The organism is Rhodococcus sp. SBT000017 (assembly GCF_003688915.1).
Taxonomy (GTDB): Bacteria; Actinomycetota; Actinomycetes; order Mycobacteriales; family Mycobacteriaceae; genus Rhodococcoides.
In genome coordinates this window covers 4,321,725-4,343,210 of record NZ_REFU01000001.1, presented here as the reverse complement: position 1 = coordinate 4,343,210, position 21,486 = coordinate 4,321,725, and the positions used below count along the sequence as shown (strand labels likewise).

Genomic DNA, 21,486 nt, shown 5'->3' with positions numbered 1-21,486 from the left:
TTAATCCGGTGAGTCACTCCGACGCAGACATCCGGGACCTCCTGTCGCAATTGGTCACCAGCTCGTCACGGTTCGTCCGCTTGGCCGCACGGTTCGGCAGCGACGAATGGCCCAGAGCGTGGATGCGAGCGCTGTCGTTGCTGGAGGAATACCAGCCACTGCGTATCAGCACGTTCGCCGAGCTGGACCGCTGCTCCCAACCGTCGGCGACGGCATTGCTCACCAAGCTGAGCAAGAGCGGCCTCGTCACCCGGACCGCCGATCCCGACGATTCCCGTGCCGTCCTCATCGAGATGACCGACGACGGCCACCGGTGGCTCGCCGCGGGTCGACGCCACATCGTCGACGGACTGGTGCCGTACCTGTCCGACCGCGACCCGGAACAGATACAGAAACTGACCGACGGACTGAGCGAGCTTCGCAGCATCCTCGAGCCCGTCGATCGCGGAACGAGAGGAACTTCTTCGTGACCACCAGCACTTCCTCCGACAGCCTGCTGAAGCAACCGCGAGCGGTGTGGGCCGTCGCGTTCGCCAGCGTCATCGCCTTCATGGGCATCGGCCTCGTCGATCCCATCCTCAAACCCATCGGCGAACAACTCGACGCCTCGCCGTCTCAGGTGTCGTTGCTGTTCACCAGCTACATGCTCGTGACCGGCGTCGCGATGCTGATCACCGGAGTGGTGTCGAGCCGCTTCGGACCCAAGCGCACCCTGCTGGTGGGACTGGCGATCATCGTCGTCTTCGCCGCCCTGGCAGGCACATCCGGATCGGTCGGCGAGATCATCGGTTTCCGCGCAGGCTGGGGACTGGGCAACGCCCTGTTCATCGCGACGGCACTCTCGACCATCGTCGGTGCCGCATCGGGAGGTGTCGCCCGCGCGATCATCCTCTACGAGGCCGCACTGGGTATCGGTATCGCCACCGGGCCCCTCGTCGGTGGAGTTCTCGGCGGATTCAGCTGGCGCGGACCGTTCTTCGGAGTTGCCGCACTGATGGCCATCGCGTTCATCCTGCTCATCGTCATGCTCCCGGACACCCCGAAGCCAGCGCACACCACGTCGATACTCGATCCGTTCCGCGCGCTTCGGCACCGCGGCCTGCTCACCGTCGGCATCACCGCGCTGCTCTACAACTACGGATTCTTCACCCTCCTCGCCTACACCCCGTTCCCGTTGGACATGGGCACGTACTCGATCGGCTTCATCTTCTTCGGCTGGGGCCTGTGCCTGGCGGTCGCGTCGGTGTTCATCGCACCGAAGCTGCAGCGGGCCTTCGGAACGCTGAACATGATGATGCTCGCACTGCTGCTGTTCGCCCTCGATCTGGGCGTCATGGCGATGTTCACCGAGAACAAGACCGTCCTCATCGTGGGAACCGTCGTGGCCGGGTTGTTCCTCGGCGTCAACAACACGCTGATCACCGAGACCGTGATGATCTCGGCACCGGTCGAGCGCTCGACGGCATCGGCGGCCTACAGCTTCGTTCGCTTCACCGGCGGGGCCGCGGCTCCCTACCTGGCCGGAAAACTGGGCGAGTCGAACATGCACGTCCCGTTCTGGGTGGGTGCCGCCTGCACCGCTCTCGCCATCGTGGTCCTGGCAACCGGCCGGAAGGTGCTCGCTCACGTCGACGACCACGAACCTGCACCTCACAGCATCGACGAGGCCCGGGCCGTGACGGTCGGCGACTGAAATACCTTCATCCGAACGGCTTTTCGCGGCGGTCGAGACGTACACGCCTCGACCGCCGTTGCATGTCGAGAATCTCTCTCGTCACATGCGTCCCATCAGTAACACTTTCATAACCAATTCTCAGGTAAAGCCGTTAACGGTTCCCGAGACCGGCCGGTTGGTTTACGGTCACGTCAACACGGTTGTTCGTGTGACTCACCAACAACACCCGTTCCGCGTGGGAGGGCGGGTGCGCGCAGCACGATGCTGCCACTGACCGAAGGGCCACAATCTCCATGTCGCAGAAGTCGATCGCCAGGTCCAAGAAGGCGCGCCTCGCCGCTGCCGGGGCCGCCATGGCACTGTCCCTCTCCCTCGCCGCACCGGGAATCGCCAGTGCGCAGGAACCGACCACACCGGACAGCTCCGTCGTCGAGCAGCCCGCCACCGAAGGCGGCACCGAATCCGGAGCCCCCACCGCCGAGGAGGGCGCAGCCGTCGAAGGATCGGCCACCGTCGACGGGGAACTTCAGACACCCGCTGTGACCTCGGAGGATGCCGCTGCCGCCGCTGCCGACGCTGCGGCTGCCGCCGCCGTCCCGGCCCCCGAAGCACCGTCGAGCATCCGCCCCCTGCCCCAGATCGTCCCCGGCATCGTCATGAACGACGACGGAACCGCGACGGTCAACCTCGACATCATCCCGCAGCTCTCCGACGCCGAGAAGAAGGCAATCGCCGACGCCGAAGCGGCCAGCAAGCTTGCCGCTGAAGCATCTGCCGCCGCTCAGGTGCGCCTCGACACAGCCATGGCCGCCGACACCGCCGCGAGTAGCGACGCCACCAAAGCCGAGGTAGCCGCAGCCGAGGCCGACGTCAAGGCAAAGGCAGCCGTCACGGCCGCCGCATCGGCCAAAGTCCAGAGCGAGGCCGCGAGTGCTGCAGTCACCGCAGCCAAGAACACCGCAGCCGAGCTGCAGACCGCGGCAGATGAGTCCAAGGCCGCCGCCGACAGTGCGGCAGCAGCCGCTGCGGAGGCAGACGCAAAGGCAAAGGAACTCGAAGCCGCAGCCGTCTCGGGCGATCCCGAAGCCACTGCCGAAGCCGAGGCGGCCCGCGCGGACGCCGACGCGAAGGCCGAACTTGCCGCCACTGCCAAGGTCGAGGCCGACGCGTCGAACAAGGCCCTCGCGGATTCCGTTACCGCCGTTCAGGATTCGTTCAAGAACTTCAACCTCGCCAAGGTGACCGCTGCAGTTCGCGCTGCTGCTGCCACGGCCGCGAAATCGCTGGCACTCAACATCGAGGCTCAGACTGCAGCCGCAGTAGCCGCAATGGCCGAGCAGAATGCCGTGAACCTCGAAGCTGCAGCCGAGGCCGCCGCAGGCGAGGAAACCGAATCCGAGAAGGCCGCAGCCGACGCCCGAACCGCAGCCGATGCGGCCAAGGCCGACGCCGAGGCCAAGGCAGAGGCGGCAACCGCAGCGCAGGCTGCACTCGACGCCGCCCCGTCGGATGCCGATATCACAGACCTCGAGCAGGCCGCAGCCGACGCCGCACAGGCAGTCGTGGACGCCGACGCCGCAGTGGTAGCCGCCGATGCAGATCTGGCAACCAAGACCGACGCAGCCGCTGCAGCCAAGGAGAAGGCCACCGCAGCAGCAGCCGCAATGAAGACCGCTCAGGATGAAGCAACTGCTGCGAAGGCCACCGCCGACGAGAAGGCCAAGGCCGAAGCCGACCTGAAGGCCGCAGCAGCCGAACTGGCCGCCAGCGGACCGAAGTTCAGCTGGACCATCAACCTCGGAGATGTTGTCCGCGAGGATGTTCCGGTCACCGAGGTCGACGAGAACACCGTCGTCGTCGACAAGACCGGCGTCTCCCTGGTCGGTGTCAGGAACGAGGACGGATCGTTCACCGTCGCGGACTACTTCACCACCGACGAGAACGGTGTCGTCAGCGTTGCCGGCGATCTGCCGCCGGTCGATCTCGCTCTCGGCGATTCCTCCGACGAGGCGTCGGGCGGGTCGGACAGCTCGTCCAACACCCCGGTGATCCTGGCCGGAGTCGGCGTGGTCGTGGTCGCGGCAGCAGGCGGAGCGTTCTACCTGCGTCGCCGCAGCTCCACCGATGCCACCTCGTAGTACCCGCTGGCTGTGGACGGCGATCCTGACCCTCGTTCTACTCGTATCAGGTTGTGCGAGTGACGAAGTCGGGATCGCCGCGCCCGATCGCTCGCCGGTGCAGTCACAGATCTCGGTGGCTGCACCGGCGAGCGACGTCGCTCCCGCTCAGCCGGAATACATCGAACTCCGGTCCTCGGACGGCACGACCTATCTGAGCAGCCCCATCCATCCCGACCCGCTCTACCGCGGCGGCGACAGTGGCCAGGTGCTGAATCCGGTCGACGAACTGCCCGCGTGGTGGGCCGAGAGCGGCATGCCGGGAACCTCCACCGAACAAACGGTAGTGGTTGCGGGACATAACTATTCGAAGCGTGATGCCCCGTTCAAGGCACTGCGAGTGGTGACACCGGGCGACACCGTCGTGTTGCGCACACCGACCGGCACCCTGCAGTACGCGGTCGAATCGGTCGGCCCACTACCGAAGGGATCCCTGCTGGCGGACAACGAACTCCGACGCTCGGTGCCGGGTCGATTGATCCTCGCCAACTGCGACGTCCAAGGCGGAGAACCAACCGACGACAACTTCGTCGTCGTCGCGCAACTCGTTCGCTGACAAGCCCTTTCGCGATCGGGACTACAGGCCGAGGTCCACCAGGCCGAGGAGCGATCGATATTCGAGCCCCTCGGCGGCGATGACCTCGTCCGCCCCGGTCGCCCGATCGACCACCGTGGCCACTCCGACGACCGTCGCGCCCGCGTCACGCAGAGCCTGCACGGCAGTGAGCGGAGAGTTTCCGGTGGTCGTCGTATCCTCCACCACCAGAACACGTTTGCCGACGATGTCCGGACCCTCGATCTGACGCTGCATGCCGTGCGCCTTCGCGGCCTTGCGCACCACGAACGCGTCGATCGGACGCCCCTGCGCATGCATGATCGACATCGCCACCGGATCTGCACCCATCGTCAGACCGCCGACCGACACGAAATCCCAGTCGGCCACCAGATCGCGCATCAACGAACCGATCAGCGCACCCGCCCGATGATGCAGAGTCGCGCGACGCAGATCCACGTAGTAGTCGGCTTCCTTGCCCGACGACAACGTGACCTTCCCATGCACGACGGCAAGCTCTTTCACCAAATCGGCCAGTTCCTGCCGGTCCGAATTTGCGGCACTCTCGGCCATGTTCGGGTTCCTCTCGTCGCACCACGGATCTTCGATAGGTCGGTACGAACTTACCCACCGAACCGCGCATGTGCTCCCGCCGGATCCGCTGATCGTTCTGCTTCTAGGCAGCGATCTCGGCCGATTGCTGCTCGTCGAGCAGTTCCTTGGTCTCCACGAACGGTTCCGGTGCGGTCAACGAGCGAGACCTCGCGACGAGCGAGGACGGGAACGTGCCGATCGCCTGCGACAACCGGTACGCATTGTCGTTGTACACGCGCACCGCGCCTGCGATACGACGCTCGGTGACGTCGAGTTCTCCGGCCGGGCCTCGAAACGCCCAATTGCCCAACGCATTCTGACGCGCATCGGCATCGGCGAGCACGGCATGGAACGCAGCGGACAGCGCATTCTCGGCAGCCGCCTGTGCCTGCAGCCCCAGGCGGCGATCGCGTACGGCCTTGGACCACGAACGCGCACCGCCGAGCTGACGCAGCAGATCACCGGACAGCCCGGTGGCTTCCGCGGCGGCGAGGAACGGGCCCAACTGCTCGTGACGCCGATCGAGCTCGACATCGACAAGCCGCAGACTCTGCTCCGTCTGCTCGCTGTACCGACCGAGTCGACGCAGCGCGATCACCACATAACCGACCACGACGAACAGGACCAGCACCAGGACTGCCACCACAACACTCGAAGAAACCGTCACAGGGTACGAATTTAGCCGCGTAAGCGCGTCTGCGCCCGTAAACACGCCCGAAGTTTCATCAGGGCTGATTGCGTCGGCGGTCCGAGTCGAACGGAATCGGACGCGACGCGGGCGGACGCGGCACCGGACGCGACGGATTCGCCGAACGCGCAGCCTGCGGACCGGCCGCATCGGGCCTCGGTGGACGAGGCCTACGTCCCGGCTCCTGCGGACGCGGATCCTGGGTGCGGGGTTCCTGGGTGCGGGGTTCCTGAGTGCGCGGCTCAGCTACCCGGGGTGGCCGAACCCGTGGCTCGGGCGTCTTGGGCGCAGAGGTTCTCGGCTCGGCAACACGCGGCTCCGGGCTTCGAACCGCCTGAATACGAGGTTCCGCCACGCGAGGCTGGGGATTCTGCGGCGTGCGCGCCTGCTGAGTGTGTGTCTCCTGGACCAGTGGCCTACCGGGATCGCTTCGATCACGGCCGGGATCGCCGGGGCGAGAGCCGTAGACCGCGCTTCCGCGAACCGGGGGAAGCACATGCAACATGCCCGACAGTCGCGCGACCGCGTCGATCGCGGCATCCCAATCGCGACCGGCACTGCTGAGCGGCAGAGATCCCAGCGTCCAGTCCTTCTCGCTCCACAACAGCTGCAGATTCGCCGGGATGGACTCGGTGAAAGCAGCCATCCGCTGGTCGCAGACACGGCGAGCGATATCGACGTCGGTGGCGAACACCACACGCGGGCCGATGGAGCCGAGCAGTTCCATGTCCTCGTCGCGCGGTGGTGGCGTCGAGCGGGGCCGAAGGTCGATGTCGACATCGGAACCGACCGAGCGCTGCACGGCCACGATCGTGCCCGTCTCCTCGACGTCGAAGAGAACGAACTCCTCACCGCGCCGAACGCCGGTCACAACTCCGAGAGCCACGTCGAACTCGGGCTTGGACAGGGCAGCGCGAGAGAACCGAGTGACCAGTTCTCGATCGTGCGGTCGGTACTCGTATCCCTGAGCCTTGGCCCACATCTGCCGAACACGTCCGGACTGATCTCGCTTGGACCTGTCGATGTAGAGCAGCGCCACTGCACCCATCAGTGCAATTGCCGCAAGGCCGAACCACATTGCCGTCATCGCGCACCACCTTAATCGACATCAACACCTGCGCCGCCCACCACCGCCGGGTCCTGTGAACGGTCCCTACGACAGCTCGGGTTGCCTATCCACCGAGACTGGGCGTTTCGATGATGACGTTCGCGCGAATCGTTCCGTCCTCCACGGCCTCGCCCTGCACCACGACGAAAGCACCGACGGTCAGCGACGCCAGATCGCTACCGGACAACGAGATTATCTGCGTCTGAGGTGTGGTCTGCACCGTCACCGGAGCGCCGTCGAGGCCGTCGAGCGTCAGAGTCGAACCGTCGTTGGCGCTGATCGTTCCCACCGACGAGCCCAGCTGACCGAGAATCTCGGGGATTCCTCCCGGGATCAACTCGGGGGTGGTGGCCGTGCCCGATTCGGTGGGCTGCGGCGCGGTCGTGGGCGCACTCGAGGTGGGCGGCCGGATCGAGGTCGACGTCGACGGGCCGGTGGCCGTGGTGCCGGGCTCGTCCGATCCCCCGCTCAGGAAGGAAATTCCGAACACCACGACGATGGCGAGGACGACGAATCCGATCAGCGCCAGAACCCACGGGCGGGGGCCCTTGCTGCCCGAATCAGCGGCGTTCGGTCCATCGGTGGGAGGCGGAGCGCCGTACTCCGGCGGCTGCCCGAATTGCCCCGTGTGCCCGAACTGCTGAGTGTGGCCGAACTGCTGAGTGTGACCGTACTGCTGGGGCTGGCCGTACTGAGCAGTGTCGTACCCCGGGGCCTGGCCGTACTGCGGAGCCTGGCCGTACTGCGGAGCCTGGCCGTACTGCTGGGTCTGGCCGTAGGCCTGATTCGCCGCCGCCTGCTGCTCGGGGTCGTACGGCGGAAATGCCTGGGTGGGCTGATACCCCTGCGGATACGCCTGTGGATCGTCATTCGGCTGGGCCGGGTTCTGATACGCCTGCGTCGGATATGCCTCGGTGGGGTGAGCGCCGTCGGGGTAGTTCTGGGCCTCGGGGTCCGGCCGACCGTAGTCCTGGGTCGGCTCGGATGACTCCGTCTGGCGTGCCGCGTCCTGATCGCGTTCTCGAGGTGTCCGCGGGTCGTCCGGATTCGTCATTCCACGAGCGTACCTACCCGGTACACCCCAGTTGAAGGCACAAAACAGGCCCGCACGAGCAGTGCTCGTGCGGGCCTGTTCACGAAATACCGCGGCTAGCCCAGGATGAGGCGATCGCCGTCAGGAGTTACGTTGACCGACACCACATCGCCGTCGTGGACCTCGCCGGCGAGCAACAGCTTCGCCAGTTGATCTCCGATGGCCTGCTGGATCAGTCGACGCAGCGGCCGCGCTCCGTACAGCGGGTCGTAGCCGCGCACCGCGAGCCACATCTTCGCCGGCGACGACACGTCAAGCGTCAGGCGACGAGCCGCCAGACGCTTGGCGAGGAAGCCGAGCTGGATGTCGACGATCGACTCGAGTTGATCCTCGGACAACGCGTCGAACACCACCACGTCGTCGAGTCGGTTGACGAACTCGGGCTTGAACGACCGCCGCACCGCGTCCATCACCTGCTCCTTGGTACCGCCGGCACCGAGGTTGGAGGTGAGGATCAGGATCGTGTTGCGGAAGTCGACGGTTCGGCCCTGGCCGTCGGTGAGCCGGCCTTCGTCCAACACTGCGAGCAGGATGTCGAACACGTCGGGGTGCGCCTTCTCGACCTCGTCGAAGAGCACCACCGTGTACGGACGCCTGCGCACCGCCTCGGTCAGCTGGCCACCGGCCTCGTACCCGACATAGCCCGGAGGTGCACCGACGAGCCGAGCGACGGCATGCTTCTCGCTGTACTCGCTCATGTCGATGCGCACCATCGCGCGTTCGTCGTCGAACAAGAACTCCGCCAACGCTTTCGCCAGCTCGGTCTTGCCGACGCCGGTGGGTCCGAGGAACAGGAACGATCCCGTCGGACGGTTGGGATCGGCCACTCCGGCGCGGGAGCGTCGGACGGCGTCGGACACCGCTTGTACTGCGTCCTTCTGACCGACGACTCGCTTGCCGAGCTCGTCTTCCATGCGGAGGAGCTTGGCGGTCTCGCCCTCGAGCATCCGGCCCGCGGGGATTCCGGTCCAGGCCGCGACGACGTCGGCGACGTCGTCCGGTCCCACTTCTTCCTTGAGCATCACGTCGCCCTGAGCCGGCGAGGCATCGGTCTTGGCGGCGAGCTCCTTCTCGAGAGTCGGGATACGTCCGTAGCGCAGCTCGGCGGCCTTGCCCAGATCGCCGTCGCGTTCGGCGCGGTCGGATTCGCCGCGCAGGTTCTCGAGCTCCTCCTTGAGGACGCGCACCGAGTCGATGGCGTTCTTCTCGTTCTGCCAGCGTGTGCTGAGTCCGGCGAGCTTCTCCTGCAGATCGGCGAGCTCCTGGCGGAGCTTGTCGAGCCGAGCCTTCGACGCGTCGTCGGTCTCCTTCGCCAGGGCCATCTCCTCGATTTCGAGGCGACGGACGGCGCGTTCGACCTCGTCGATCTCGACGGGGCGAGAGTCGATCTCCATCCGCAGACGGGACGCGGCCTCGTCGACCAGGTCGATGGCCTTGTCCGGCAGGAACCGGGCGGTGATGTACCGGTCGCTGAGCGTGGCGGCGGCGACCAGGGCGGAGTCCGTGATCCGGACGCCGTGGTGCACCTCGTAGCGTTCCTTGAGTCCGCGCAGGATGCCGACCGTGTCCTCGACCGACGGCTCACCGACGTAGACCTGCTGGAAGCGTCGTTCGAGCGCAGCGTCCTTCTCGATGTACTTGCGGTACTCCTCGAGGGTCGTCGCACCGACGAGGCGCAGTTCGCCGCGGGCGAGCATCGGCTTGATCATGTTGCCCGCGTCCATTGCCGATTCACCGGTCGCGCCTGCTCCGACGATGGTGTGCAGCTCGTCGATGAACGTGATCACCTGGCCTGCGGAGTTCTTGATGTCGTCGAGCACGGCCTTGAGCCGTTCCTCGAACTCACCGCGGAACTTCGCGCCCGCGACCATGGAACCGAGGTCGAGGGAGACGACGGTCTTGCCGCGCAGGCTCTCCGGAACATCGCCGGCGATGACGCGCTGAGCGAGTCCTTCGACGATGGCCGTCTTGCCGACGCCTGGTTCGCCGATGAGCACCGGGTTGTTCTTGGTGCGCCGTGAGAGAACCTGCACCACGCGCCTGATCTCGGTGTCGCGGCCGATGACGGGATCGAGCTTGCCTGCTCGGGCCAGCGCGGTCAGGTCGGTGCTGTACTTCTCCAGCGCCTGGTAGGTGTTCTCGGGATCTGCGCTGGTGACCCGGGCGCTGCCCCGGACGGCCTGGAAGGCGTCGCGCAGCTCGTTCGGTCCGGCTCCGTGGCCGGTCAGGAGCTTGGCGACATCGTCGCTGCCGGTCGCCAACCCCACCATGATGTGTTCGGTGGAGACGAACTCGTCGTCGAGTTCGGTGGCCAGGTGCTGTGCGGCGGTGATCGCGGCGAGGGTTTCACGGCCGAGTTGCGGAGTGGTGGTCGAACCGGATGCCGAGGGCATGCGGTCGACGAGGTTCTGCGCTTCTCGACGCACCGTTGCAGGGTCGACGCCGACGGCCTTCAGCAAGGGTGTGGCGATGCCGTCGGTCTGATCGAGCAACGCCACCAACAAATGTGCCGGACGAATATCCGGGTTACCGGCCGCGGATGCGGCCTGCAGAGCAGCGGAAAGTGCTGCCTGCGACTTCGTGGTGGGAGTGAAACTGTCCACCGGTCACCTTCTTTCCAGAGTGGATTTCAAAGCCTGTCGATGACTACAACCATAGCCAAGTTGAGTCTGTTCCGCTCAACCTTGTTTTTCTCCACATTCGGCGAAATGCGGGATATCCTCGATCGGTCTACTTTGGTGACGGTCGATGGTGTGTCATCGGCAGTGATTCGGTGGGGTGGAGGTGGAGGTGGATCGATGCTCGACGCGCGCACGATCTCCCTGGTTCGCACCGGATTCAAATCCGTCGTGGCCGCTCAGGACGGCCCGGCGCGACTGTCCCGGTCCTTCTACGGGCATCTCTTCGCCGAGCACCCCGACTTCCGAGCCCTGTTCCCCGCGTCGATGGATGCGTTGCGCGAACACTTCGTCATGGCACTCGGATACGTCTTCGAGCATCTCGACGACCCCGACCGCGTCGAACCGTTCCTCGAGCAGCTCGGCCGGGACCACCGCAAGCACGGGATCTCGGGCGCGCATTTCCGTGCCGGCAGCTCGGCTCTGATCAGCGCGTTCCGCACCTTCGCCGGCAACGAGGTATGGACCGACGAGGTCGAGACCGCCTGGAACGACGCGCTCACCGTCGTCAGCAATGCGATGGCCGTCGCCGCCGACAACGACGAACTGCCGCCGTTCTGGAGTGCCACCGTCGTCGAACATCATCGGCTTCTCGACGACCTCGCGGTGGTGCGATTGAAGACCGACGGCGAAATCCCGTACTTTCCCGGGCAGTACGTCAGTGTGCAGATTCCGCAGCGGCCCAAGCTGTGGCGATACCTGTCCCCTGCCATCCCCAGCAATCCCTACGGCGAGATCGAGTTCCATGTTCGACGCGTCTCCGGGGGCTGGGTGTCGCCGGCGATGGTCACCGAAACCGCCGTGGGTGATCGCTGGTCCATCAGTCCGCCGCTGGGCGGGATGCATGTCGACCGCGCGATCCGCGAGGACGTGCTGATGATCGCGGGAGGCACCGGCCTGGCTCCGCTGCGTGCGCAGGTGATGGAGATGGCGCAGCGCAGCAACAATCCGCGGGTGCATCTGTTCGTCAGTGGGACGTATCCGTGCGACCTCTACGATCTGGACACTCTGTGGCAGTTGTCGCTGTCGAACCCGTGGCTGACGGTCGTTCCGGTGACCGAGGAGCTCGAGAATCCGTGGTGGTTTTCGGGCACACCTCGCGAACTACCGTGGGGCATGCACCACCGTCTGCACGGCGCGGTGGGCAAGGTGGTGACCCAGTTCGGCTCGTGGGCCGATCGGCAGATTCAGATCTGCGGGTCGCCGTCGATGGTACGGACGACGATCTACGCTCTCCGCAAGGTCGGCACGCCGATGGAGCACATTCAGCACGATCCGTTCTGAATCACTGTGCGCTGCAAAGTAATCAGCTCGACAGAGATCTCGGCGGCAGATCCTCGACGATTCCGCCCGCCACCAAGCGGGGAGTCCACGTCTCGGTGATGAGCCGACCGTCTCCGGTGATGATCGCGTCGGGATCCGGGTCGATCAGGATGGGGAATCCGGTGTCCGCTGTGGCCCGAATGTTCTGTACCAGTACGCCGTTCTCGATGGTGTAGTGCACGCGCACCGGTTGCAGGTCGGAGTCGAAAGCCCAAGGGCGACCGATGAATATCACCGCACGTTCGCCTGCGTCGAGCACCGAGACCGAACCGTCGTGTTCGAGACGCAGACTCCAGTGCGGCGGCATCGACGTTCTGAATTCGAACCTGCGCGGTGCCCGCGCATCGAGAAGATGGATCATCAACAACGCGCCGTCCCGTGGATCGCGTTGCGGCACAATCACTTCGAATGAATCGCATTCGTAGAACCTGGACCCGAACGGCCCTGGGATACCTGCGCCGAGATCGTCTGCGATGGCGAGTTCGAGCCAAACGAACCCGGAGCCGTCCTCGGCCCGGAGCATGATTCCCTCGGACGGGTGCGGCAAGGGCGACTCGTCCCGCGGCGCGTAGGACAGCACTGCGCGCAGCAATGGCTCGACCACCTCCGCGTCACCGTCTCGTGAATCGAACGTTCGTCGTTGACGACCGGTCATCTCCACCCCCTTCGCCTGGCAAGACAGTCTGCCACCGAGGCTCGGATCAGGTGTCCGATTCTGCGGAAAAGCATTCGTTCGATGCAGTTCCCGGGGCACCCGGCTGCGCCGATTCGGCGCCGCACTGCGCCCAACGCATGAAACCGATCAGTACGATTTTCGGATCAATTCCTGCAGGTCAGCCACGGTTCGCCGGAATCATGGCAGCGGCTACTATGAGCCGGTTCGGTCCGCGGCGGACCGATCTGCCCGGGTGGGCAGCGGCTGTATCAGGAAGGCACACACATCCCCGATGTCCGCTGATTTCGCCGCACGTCTGAACCATCTGTTCTCCACGATCCACCCGCCCGGACGCAAGCCACACACCAATGCCGAGGTCGCCGACGCGCTCGCCCTGCGCGGGCACCAGATCTCCAAGCCGTACATCTCGCAACTACGGTCGGGGCAGCGCGCCAATCCGTCCGCGGACACCGTGGCGGCGCTGGCTGCGTTCTTCAAGGTCAAGTCCGACTACTTCTTCGACAACATCTATGCGTCGAAGGTCGATCACGACCTCGAACTGCTCACCCAACTGCAGGGATACGGTCTACGCCGCCTGTCCGCCCGGGCATTCGACCTGTCCGAGGAATCCCAGAACCTGCTCAGCTCGATGGCCGAGAAGCTCCGCGTGAGCGAAGGACTCCCCGCGGTGCCGCCGGACAAGCACTCTCTAGGACCCAGCTTTCTGAGCTGATATGGGTCGTTCCGCAGGCTCCACTCCCGCGGCCGCGATTCGCGCCTGCACTTCGGGACGCCTCAGTGGCGGCACCGTGGGCGGTGGCTGACGCCGCTCCGGGAGCGCATCGAGTAGCCGGTGCGTCGTTGCCGTGACCTCGGCGACGGCCAGCTCGAAGGCGTCACGGGTGGCGTCGGACGTCTTCTGCACGCCACTGATCTTGCGGACGTACTGACGTGCGGCCGCTTCGATCTCCTCGTCGGTGGCGTGGGGTTCCAAGCCTCGCAGGGTGGTGATGTTTCGGCACATGCGTCGACGATAACCCCGCAGGTCACACCTCGAGAAGACCGGCCACGGCACGTAGACATACCGCACGAACCTGTTCTCGGTCGAGAGTTCTGCGCTCCACCCAGTCCAGACACACCGCTCGCACGAAGGCCACCCATCCGCGCAGCGCGATGCGGATCATTTCGTCGTCGCGAAATTCCGCGGGCAGAGCAGCCAGGATCCGGTCCTGCTGGATCTCGAACTCACGTGTGAGAATGTCGTCGATTCGGCGATCTCCCAGCAGGGACCCGCGGTTGACGGCTCGGACGCCGTGCGCGTGCTCGTCGGTGTAGGAGATGTAGGCGTCGAGCCCGGCGGCGATCTGCTCGAGGATCGGAAGCGAGGTGTCCGGTGCGGTGAGGTCGAGGTTTCGCTCGGATTCGGTGCGCACGATCTCGACGAAGAACTCCCGCTTGGACGGGAAGTAGTGGTACATCAACCCACGTGAGACGCCCGCGAGGTCGGCGACCTCCTCGATCCACACGTCCTCGTAGGGCCGCTCGGCGAACAGTGCCGAGCCGATCTCGAGTAGTTGCGCACGCCGTTGCGCCGGCGTCATCCGCTTGCGGGGTGTGGTCATGGGCCTCGAACTTTACTTGACACGAGTTCAACAGTGAGTACCGTCACTATTGCACACCAATTCAACAAGCCGAAACCATGGAGTGGCGATGTCGACAGAGTTCGCGGTACGAAACGGCGCTCTACCGCATCCCCCGTACCGAATTCCCGTGCTCGGCGACCTCGTCGGCGTCGACCCGCGTACCCCGGTTCAAGATTCGACCGCGATGGCCGGCCGCCTCGGCCCGATGTTCGAGCGGAACGTCCTCGGCAGGCGCTTCGTCTTCGCCTCGGGTGCCGACGTGGTGGGCGAGCTGTGTGATGAGAAGCGCTTCGAGAAGTTTCTGCCACCCGGCGTCGAGAATCTGCGCGATATCGGGGCCGACGGGCTGTTCACCGCCTACAACCACGAGCCGAACTGGCAACGCGCCCACGACCTTCTGCGTCCGGCGTTCACCGCCGGTGCCATGCGCGGCTACCACGAGATCATGGTCGACGTCGCCGACGATCTTGTTCGGCACTGGGAAGACCGCGCACGCACCGGCGCAACGACCGACGTGTCCTCGGACATGACGAAACTGACGCTCGAGACCATCGGTCGCACCGGGTTCAGTTACACCTTCGGCTCGTTCGAGCGAACCGAGCCGCATCCGTTCGTCTCCGCCATGGTCGGCGCACTGACGTACAACCAGCGGCGTGCGTTGCTGAAGATCCCAGCGTTCACCAAGCCCCTGTTCGCCCGATCCGACCGAAGGTACGCACACAACAAGCAGTACCTGGCCAACGTCCTCGCAGACGTCGTCCGGACCAGGCGCCGGTCCACCGAAGAATTCCACGACCTGCTGCAGATCATGATGGACGCGGCACGTGAGGTCGACAATCCGAATGCGTTGAGCGAAGCCAACATCGGCTACCAGATCCTGACGTTCCTGATCGCCGGGCACGAGACCACCTCCGGTGCATTGTCGTTCGCGCTGTACTACCTGGCGACACATCCGGAGGTCTTCGAGCGGGCCCGCGCCGAGGTCGACGAGGTGTGGGGTGCGGAAAAGCCGGAGTTCGGGCAGGTCCCCAAGCTGAGGTACGTCCGCCGAGTCCTCGACGAATCACTGCGCCTGTGGCCGACGGTTCCTGCGTTCGGGCGAGGAGCGCGGGCCGAGACCACCGTCGGTGACGGCTACCGAATGGCGGCCGGGGACTGGGCGATCGTGCTGGTGACGGCCCTGCATCGCGATTCGGTGTGGGGCGATCGGCCCGGTGAGTTCGACCCGGACAACTTTCTACCCGACCGCATCAGAGCCAGACCGGCTCATGTCTACAAGCCCTTCGGCACCGGTGAACGCGCCTGCATCGGAAGGCAATTCGCCATTCACGAAGCGGTCCTGGTACTCGGAACGATTCTCCAGCGTTTCGATCTGCGAGCCGACCCGTCGTACAACCTGCAGGTCGTGGAACGACTGACCATAATGCCCACTGGCTTTCGGGTGCAACCGACGATACGAGCGTAGTCAGTCCGGCAACAGCGGAACCGAGATTCCCGGATCGCGGCCGAGCAGCACCCCACGAGTGAGCGAGGTGGATCCGAACTTCTTGTGTACCCCGTCGAGCGCGCGGTCGAGAGCCGATGCCTCCGGAGGCTTTCGCACCGACGGTGCGTCGAACTGCAACTCGAGCTGTTCCGCTCCGCCCTTGTCGATACTCGAGACGGTGACACCGACGAGGGTGATGCCCTTCTCCGCGATCAGCGGTGCAGCATCGCGGAGCAGTTCGAGTGCGGCGTCCAGGATGTCTCGGGTGTCGGCGGTCGCGCGATCGAGTGTGTGCGAGCGGGTGGCGCGAGTGAAGTCGGCAAAACGCAAGCGCAACATGACGGTTCGACCGGTTCGCTGCGCCCCGCGCATCCGGTGCGTGACGCGATCGACGAGCCCGATCAACGACGCCTCCACCTCGGCCGCGTCGTGCCTACCGCGTCCGAGTGCTCGCTGTGCGCCGATGGAACTACGCGACTTCCCTGGTTGGACGCGCCGCGGATCCCGGCCCATGGCCAGCGCGTACAGGTGGGCGCCCGCACCCTTGCCGAGCACCGAGGCCAACGACCGCTCGCCGTAGGCTGCGATATCCCCGACGGTCCTGATGTCGAGGACGTGCAGCTTCTCGGCGGTCACTTTGCCGACACCCCACAGCCTTTCGATGTTCAGAGGATGCAGGAACTCGAGCTCGCCGCCGGGGGGAACGAGAAGCAGTCCGTCGGGCTTGGCGAATGCGCTGGCCACCTTCGCCAGGAATTTGGTGGTCGCGATCCCGACGGTGATGGGCAGCCCCACCTGCTCGGCGACGTCCCGTCGCAGTTGTTCCCCGATCGAGGCGGCGCTGCCCGCAATCTTCTGCAACCCGCCGACGTCGAGAAATGCCTCGTCGATGGAGATGCCCTCCACCAGCGGGGTGGTGTCGTGGAAGACGTCGAACACGTCCTTGCTCGCCTGCGAGTACGCCTCCATGCGAGGGGGGACCACGATGGCCTGCGGGCACACCGCGCGGGCCTGCCCGCCGCTCATCGCCGTGCGCACCCCGAAGGCTTTGGCCTCGTAGCTGGCGGCGAGCACCACTCCCCCGCCGACGATGACCGGCTTTCCGCGCAACCGAGGGTCGTCGCGCTGCTCCACCGAGGCATAGAAGGAGTCGAGATCGGCGTGCATGATGCTCGCCAAATTCCGATTGTTCGACTCCACGAAACTATGCTCGCACGTGCTTCCGACACTCCTCCATGCACAACCCGAGCAATCAGGGTGGACGAAGTGACCCAGATCACCGAGTGTGCCATTGTTGAAGCCGTCGGATCGGCGTGAACGGCTGGAGAAAATCGTGACGGCCTGGTGGCGGTGGTACGCAGTGCTCGGCGCATTCGGCTGCGCCGCCTACTTCGTGGTCCCGACGACCGTCTGGGGCCAGTCGGTCTTCGTTCTCGTCGGGGCCTCCGCCGTCGCCGCCACCGTCATCGGCACCAGAATGCACCGGCCACGCAACCGAACAGCGTGGCTGGCCATCGCCGCAGGTACCGCCCTGTGGGTGATCGGCGACATCGCCTACGAGTGGATCCACATCACCCGGGGCAGCGTCCCGTATCCGTCGCTGGCAGACGCCTTCTATCTCGTCGGGTATCCGGTCTACGGTTTCGGCTTGTTTCTCCTCGCTCGACACAAGTGGCGAGCGAGTGAGCGCGGCCATGTCGCCAACAGCGCCATCGTCATGGTCGCGTTCGGCCTGCTCACCTGGGTGTTCGCCGTGCAGCCGTCACTCGGCGAAGAGGGTATATCCGGAATCGCCGGTCTGGTCGAGGTCGCGTACCCCGCGATGGACATTTTCCTGCTGGGACTGCTGGCCCACTTCGTCGGCTCACGGCAATGGCGAGCCCTGTCCTATCGACTGCTCACCGTGGCCGTTGCGCTGCTCGTCGTCACCGACACCGTGAACAACTTCGCGATGGCCTCGGATTCCTCGTCCGACCGGTCTCTGTTCGACGTCGGATGGACCATCTCCTATGTCCTGATCGGCGTCGCAGCCCTCCACCCGTCCATGCGGCGCATCACCAACCCGAACATCGAATCCGACGCCCATCTGATGGCGTCGTTCACCACTCCCACGGTCGTCGTGTTGACCGCGGCCACCCTGACCGCGCCGATCGTGATGTTCATCGAAGTCGTTCGCGACGAGCCGATCGCCCAATGGGGATGGGCGGTGCTGCTGTGCGCACTTGCATTGGTGGTGCTGGTGATGTTTCGCATCACGGATCTGCTGCGGTTGTTGCACACCCAGACCGTCCAGCTACGTGCCGTCGCCGATACCGATCACCTCACCGGCCTGGCCAACCTGCGCGCCCTCGAACATCGACTCTGGGGCAATGCGGGTGAATCGACTTTGCTGACCGTCGATATCGACCGATTCAAGGAGATCAACGACACCTTCGGACGCGGCCTCGGCGACCAGGTCCTCGTGGTGGTCGCCGAGCGCCTTCGCGGCGTCGCCGACGACTCGATTCTGTTGGCGCGCTTGGCCGGTGACGAGTTCGCTCTGTGTGGGGCATCGGATTCGATGGACCCGGTCGCATTGGCACACGAGATTCAGCTCCGGTTCGCCACACCCTTCGAGGTGGGGAACATGACCCTGCTGATCGAAGCGAGCGTCGGCGTCGCGACGAATTCTCCGGCCGGCGACGGTGAGGACGAGACGACACCCGATCGCCTCGTGCAGCGAGCCGACCTCGCCGTCCAGACCGCGAAAGCCGCTCAGTCGCGCGTCGCGTACTACGACCGGTCGATGGACCGGGACAAGAGTGAGCAACTCATCATGCTCGGCGAACTCACCACAGCACTCGAAACGGATCAACTGCGACTGCACTATCAGCCGCAGGTCGACCTCACGACGATGACCGTCGTCGGAGTGGAGGCACTGCTGCGGTGGCATCACCCCAACGGCACGGTCCTGTCCCCCAGCGTATTCCTGCCCACCGCCGAACGCACCGGACTGATCCGGCCGTTGACGAGCTACGTCCTCACCCACGCCCTAGCCCAACGCGAGCAGTGGATGTCCGAGGGACTCGAGTTGAGCATCGCCGTCAACATCTCGACCCGCAATCTTTTCGACGACACCCTCATCGGGCAGGTGTGCACGGCGCTGAAGGAATTCGCCTGCCCACCTGGCCGATTGACCTTGGAAGTGACCGAGACGTCGGCGATGACCGACCCGGTGGGCGCGACCGAGAGCCTGTCGATATTGCATGCGATGGGTGTGCAAGTCGCCATCGACGACTACGGCACGGGCTACAGCTCTCTCGCGTACATCGAGCGGCTACCGGTACAGGAGTTGAAGATCGACCGCACCTTCATCGGCGGCATGGCGCGCAACCCAGCGCATGCAGCCATCGTGCGATCGACCGTCGAACTCGCCCGTACGCTGGGATTGTCGGTCACGGCAGAGGGAGTGGAGGACGAGGTGACGATGACGGCGTTGCGCGAGCTACGGTGCGGACGAGCTCAGGGTTACCACCTCGGCCGGCCCACCTCGGCAGACCGACTGCCCGCCCTGGTCGCCGAACTGAACGCACGGCTGAATACTGCTACAGGAGAACGGATATCATGACCGAGGCAGCCCTGTCGGTGTACGCCGCGATCAGATCTCGCCGCGACGTCCGCGCCGAGTTCGACGGCACCGTCGTCGACGACGAGACTCTGCGCCGAATCCTCGGAGCGGCGCATCAGGCCCCGAGCGTCGGCAACACCCAGCCCTGGGACTTCGTGGTCGTCCGCAAGCCCGACACTCTGAGCGCATTCGCCGCCCACGTGGCCGGTTGCCGACAGGACTTCGCGGACAAGCTGGACGCCGAACGCCGAAAGACGTTCGACCCCATCCGTATCGAGGGAATCGAGACGAGCGGAACCGGCGTGGTCGTCACCTACGATCCGAACCGTGGAGGACGGTACGTCCTCGGCCGTGACACCGTCGACGACACCGGACTGTTCTCCGCCGTACTTGCCATCGAAAACCTGTGGCTCGCAGCGATAGCCGAGAACGTCGGCGTCGGCTGGGTCTCGTTCTACGACGAGGCATACCTCACCGAACTGCTCGACATCCCCGCACCGGTCCGGCCGATCGCCTGGCTGTGTGTCGGCCCGGTCGAATCGTTCCAGGAGGTACCCGATCTGGAGCGCTTCGGTTGGCGCACCCGGCGTCCCCTCGACGACGCCCTGCACTTCGAGCAGTACCGCCGATGAGGGCGCGTCTGGTTGCCGTGGCCACTGCCTGCCTGCTCGTGGCCGGCTGCTCTACTGCCGAATCGCCTACCGAACCGTCCACTCCACCGACCACTCCGGCGGCCGAGCCCGCACAGGCTCCGGATGCTGCCGACCCGATCGGTACGGTCGTTCCACTTCCGGGCGCTCCCGAGGGTGTTGTTGTGGGGGCGTCCGGGATCGCTGCTGCCGGGGTGCGCGAGCCCGACGGCGTGGTGCTGTTCGACGCGGCCACCGGCGCTGTGCGGCAGATGGTCTCGACGACGGGTGCGCCGCGTCATCTCTCACTGGCCGGTCCCGACGGCCCGGTGCTGGTTCCGCTCGAGGGCAGTGACGAACTGCTCGAGATCTCGCTCGCCGACGGTGCGATTCTGTCGACCGCCACCGGGGTGGGCCGTCAGCCCCACGATGCCGTGCAGACTTCCGACGGCACCATCGTGGCCACCAACGAGATGGGCGGCGGAGTGATCTTCCTGCGCGGCGGGTCGGTGGTGTCGGATCTACCGCCTGGTCCAGTCCAACCCGGTGGTGTCGCCGCTCTCGGCCCGTTCGCTGCCGTCGCGGACGTGCAGGGCAACGGTGTGTGGGTCTACGACGGTACGACGCAGCAGGAGGTGGCGCAGGCTCCGATCGGCGTCAAGCTCACGCACGCGGTGACGGTGAATCAGACGGTGGCCGGGTTCGCCGACACCGACGGCGGAACGGTCCTTCTCGCATCGGTCGACGCTGCCGGGGGCATTCGTCAGATCGCGTCGATCGATGCGCCCGGAAACCCGTACGGGCTCGCCGTGGATCCCGAACGCCGACTGCTGTTCGTGACGCTGACCGCATCGAACGTACTGAGGGTCGTCGACGTGTCCGATCCCGCTGCTCCGCGCACCCTGGGCGATGTGCCGACGGTGACGCAGACCAATTCGGTTGCGGTCGATCCGCGGACCGGCGACGTGCTGGTGACCGGCAGCGACCCGGGCGCGAGCAGTTCGATTCAGATCATCACCCGCGCGGAGTTGCCTGGTAGTTAGACCGTCACCAGCCGTAGGACCCTGGGATTCCTTTGAACGGGCCCACCACGTCGTCGGTGATCCAGCCCTCGTAGAACCCGCCTTCCTGGGGCCGGACCGCTTCGCCGTCGATCTCGCAGTCCAGACGACTGGGCGAGAAGGCGAGGTACCCGGCGATCTCGGCGAAACGAGGAGTGGGGTTCTCGTAGCTCCATCCTGCGGCGGGTGCGACGGTATCTCCACCGTGCACGTCCCAGTAGGTGGCAGCACCCTTCCACTCGCAGTGCGTCGAGCGGGCGTCCGAGGGCGTCAGCGCACCCGGAACCACGTCCGCAGGCGAGATGTACCAGGTCGGTGGGTGGCTCGTCTCGAGCACGCGGTACGCGGCGGTGGTGCGGGCGACCACCTCGCCGCCGAGCCGAACGACCAGGGAACGGTTGGAGGCCTCGAGTTTGGGCGGGCGGGGGTAATCCCAGACGGACTCCTGGCCCGGCTTCGGCTTCTCGGGAACGACGGATCTCGGCAGATGTGAACTCATACTTCGATGGTGCCACC

20 protein-coding genes are annotated in these 21,486 nt (G+C 65.5%); 10 read left to right on the top strand and 10 right to left on the bottom strand.

Annotated elements, in window-relative coordinates; translation table 11 throughout:
• Positions 1-8: 8 nt before the first annotated feature.
• The 4 genes from AYK61_RS20555 to AYK61_RS20540 all read left to right on the top strand — a co-directional run bounded on the left by AYK61_RS20555 (position 9) and on the right by AYK61_RS20540 (position 4,408).
• Positions 9-470, top strand: coding sequence for a MarR family winged helix-turn-helix transcriptional regulator (locus AYK61_RS20555; RefSeq protein WP_121872192.1), 462 nt, complete (start codon positions 9-11; stop codon positions 468-470).
• A complete protein-coding gene (locus AYK61_RS20550) occupies positions 467-1,693 on the top strand; it encodes an MFS transporter (RefSeq protein ID WP_121872191.1) in 1,227 nt (408 codons plus the stop codon). The genes AYK61_RS20555 and AYK61_RS20550 overlap by 4 nt, the downstream gene beginning before the upstream one ends.
• A gap of 275 nt (positions 1,694-1,968) precedes the next feature.
• Positions 1,969-3,813: a hypothetical protein gene (locus AYK61_RS20545; protein WP_121872190.1), complete on the top strand. Its 1,845-nt coding sequence runs from the start codon at positions 1,969-1,971 to the stop codon at positions 3,811-3,813.
• A complete protein-coding gene (locus AYK61_RS20540; protein ID WP_121872189.1) occupies positions 3,800-4,408 on the top strand; it encodes a class F sortase in 609 nt (202 codons plus the stop codon). The genes AYK61_RS20545 and AYK61_RS20540 overlap by 14 nt, the downstream gene beginning before the upstream one ends.
• A gap of 21 nt (positions 4,409-4,429) precedes the next feature.
• Here the strand turns inward: AYK61_RS20540 and pyrE are convergent, their stop codons facing one another.
• The 5 genes from pyrE to clpB form a co-directional block, all read right to left on the bottom strand.
• Positions 4,430-4,978 carry an orotate phosphoribosyltransferase gene (gene pyrE, locus AYK61_RS20535; RefSeq protein ID WP_121872188.1) on the bottom strand — a complete coding sequence of 183 codons (549 nt, stop codon included), beginning with the start codon at positions 4,976-4,978 and terminating at the stop codon, positions 4,430-4,432.
• A 103-nt stretch (positions 4,979-5,081) separates the two neighbouring features.
• Positions 5,082-5,666, bottom strand: a complete 585-nt coding sequence (locus AYK61_RS20530; protein ID WP_259468133.1) for a LemA family protein — start codon at positions 5,664-5,666, stop codon at positions 5,082-5,084.
• A gap of 58 nt (positions 5,667-5,724) precedes the next feature.
• Positions 5,725-6,774, bottom strand: a complete 1,050-nt coding sequence (locus AYK61_RS20525; protein ID WP_121872186.1) for a hypothetical protein — start codon at positions 6,772-6,774, stop codon at positions 5,725-5,727.
• An 85-nt stretch (positions 6,775-6,859) separates the two neighbouring features.
• Complete coding sequence (locus AYK61_RS20520) at positions 6,860-7,849, bottom strand: DUF5666 domain-containing protein (protein WP_121872185.1); 990 nt, start codon at positions 7,847-7,849, stop codon at positions 6,860-6,862.
• Between the two features lie 95 nt (positions 7,850-7,944).
• Positions 7,945-10,491, bottom strand: a complete 2,547-nt coding sequence (gene clpB / locus AYK61_RS20515) for an ATP-dependent chaperone ClpB (protein ID WP_121872184.1) — start codon at positions 10,489-10,491, stop codon at positions 7,945-7,947.
• Positions 10,492-10,686: 195 nt separating this feature from the next.
• Here clpB and AYK61_RS20510 point away from each other — a divergent pair, with 195 nt between their 5' ends.
• Entirely contained in the window at positions 10,687-11,850 is a 1,164-nt protein-coding gene (locus AYK61_RS20510; RefSeq protein WP_121872952.1) for a globin domain-containing protein, read from the top strand.
• A gap of 22 nt (positions 11,851-11,872) precedes the next feature.
• Here the strand turns inward: AYK61_RS20510 and AYK61_RS20505 are convergent, their stop codons facing one another.
• Positions 11,873-12,544, bottom strand: coding sequence for a hypothetical protein (locus AYK61_RS20505; protein WP_147458364.1), 672 nt, complete (start codon positions 12,542-12,544; stop codon positions 11,873-11,875).
• A gap of 292 nt (positions 12,545-12,836) precedes the next feature.
• Here AYK61_RS20505 and AYK61_RS20500 point away from each other — a divergent pair, with 292 nt between their 5' ends.
• Positions 12,837-13,277, top strand: coding sequence for a helix-turn-helix domain-containing protein (locus AYK61_RS20500; protein WP_121872951.1), 441 nt, complete (start codon positions 12,837-12,839; stop codon positions 13,275-13,277).
• On the opposite strand, the gene AYK61_RS20495 is transcribed toward AYK61_RS20500, so the two are convergent.
• Positions 13,254-13,568 (bottom strand): DUF2277 domain-containing protein, encoded by a 315-nt coding sequence (locus AYK61_RS20495; RefSeq protein WP_121872182.1) that lies wholly within the window; start codon positions 13,566-13,568, stop codon positions 13,254-13,256. The genes AYK61_RS20500 and AYK61_RS20495 overlap by 24 nt on opposite strands.
• 22 nt (positions 13,569-13,590) lie before the next feature.
• Positions 13,591-14,166, bottom strand: coding sequence for a TetR/AcrR family transcriptional regulator (locus tag AYK61_RS20490; RefSeq protein WP_121872181.1), 576 nt, complete (start codon positions 14,164-14,166; stop codon positions 13,591-13,593).
• A gap of 88 nt (positions 14,167-14,254) precedes the next feature.
• Here AYK61_RS20490 and AYK61_RS20485 point away from each other — a divergent pair, with 88 nt between their 5' ends.
• Complete coding sequence (locus AYK61_RS20485) at positions 14,255-15,652, top strand: cytochrome P450 (RefSeq protein WP_121872180.1); 1,398 nt, start codon at positions 14,255-14,257, stop codon at positions 15,650-15,652.
• On the opposite strand, the gene dinB is transcribed toward AYK61_RS20485, so the two are convergent.
• Positions 15,653-16,873, bottom strand: coding sequence for a DNA polymerase IV (gene dinB / locus AYK61_RS20480; protein WP_259468132.1), 1,221 nt, complete (start codon positions 16,871-16,873; stop codon positions 15,653-15,655).
• Positions 16,874-17,006: 133 nt separating this feature from the next.
• On the opposite strand from dinB, the gene AYK61_RS20475 reads away from it, so the two are divergent.
• The 3 genes from AYK61_RS20475 to AYK61_RS20465 are packed head-to-tail and all read left to right on the top strand — an operon-like array spanning position 17,007 to position 20,952.
• Positions 17,007-19,280, top strand: a complete 2,274-nt coding sequence (locus tag AYK61_RS20475) for a bifunctional diguanylate cyclase/phosphodiesterase (RefSeq protein ID WP_147458363.1) — start codon at positions 17,007-17,009, stop codon at positions 19,278-19,280.
• A gap of 11 nt (positions 19,281-19,291) precedes the next feature.
• Positions 19,292-19,912: a 5,6-dimethylbenzimidazole synthase gene (bluB, locus tag AYK61_RS20470; RefSeq protein ID WP_183130469.1), complete on the top strand. Its 621-nt coding sequence runs from the start codon at positions 19,292-19,294 to the stop codon at positions 19,910-19,912.
• The gene (locus AYK61_RS20465; RefSeq protein ID WP_121872177.1) at positions 19,909-20,952 is read left to right on the top strand and encodes a hypothetical protein; all 1,044 of its coding nucleotides are present in this window, start codon (positions 19,909-19,911) and stop codon (positions 20,950-20,952) included. The genes bluB and AYK61_RS20465 overlap by 4 nt, the downstream gene beginning before the upstream one ends.
• Positions 20,953-20,956: 4 nt before the next feature.
• On the opposite strand, the gene AYK61_RS20460 is transcribed toward AYK61_RS20465, so the two are convergent.
• Entirely contained in the window at positions 20,957-21,469 is a 513-nt protein-coding gene (locus tag AYK61_RS20460; RefSeq protein WP_121872176.1) for a DUF427 domain-containing protein, read from the bottom strand.
• Positions 21,470-21,486 lie beyond the last annotated feature (17 nt).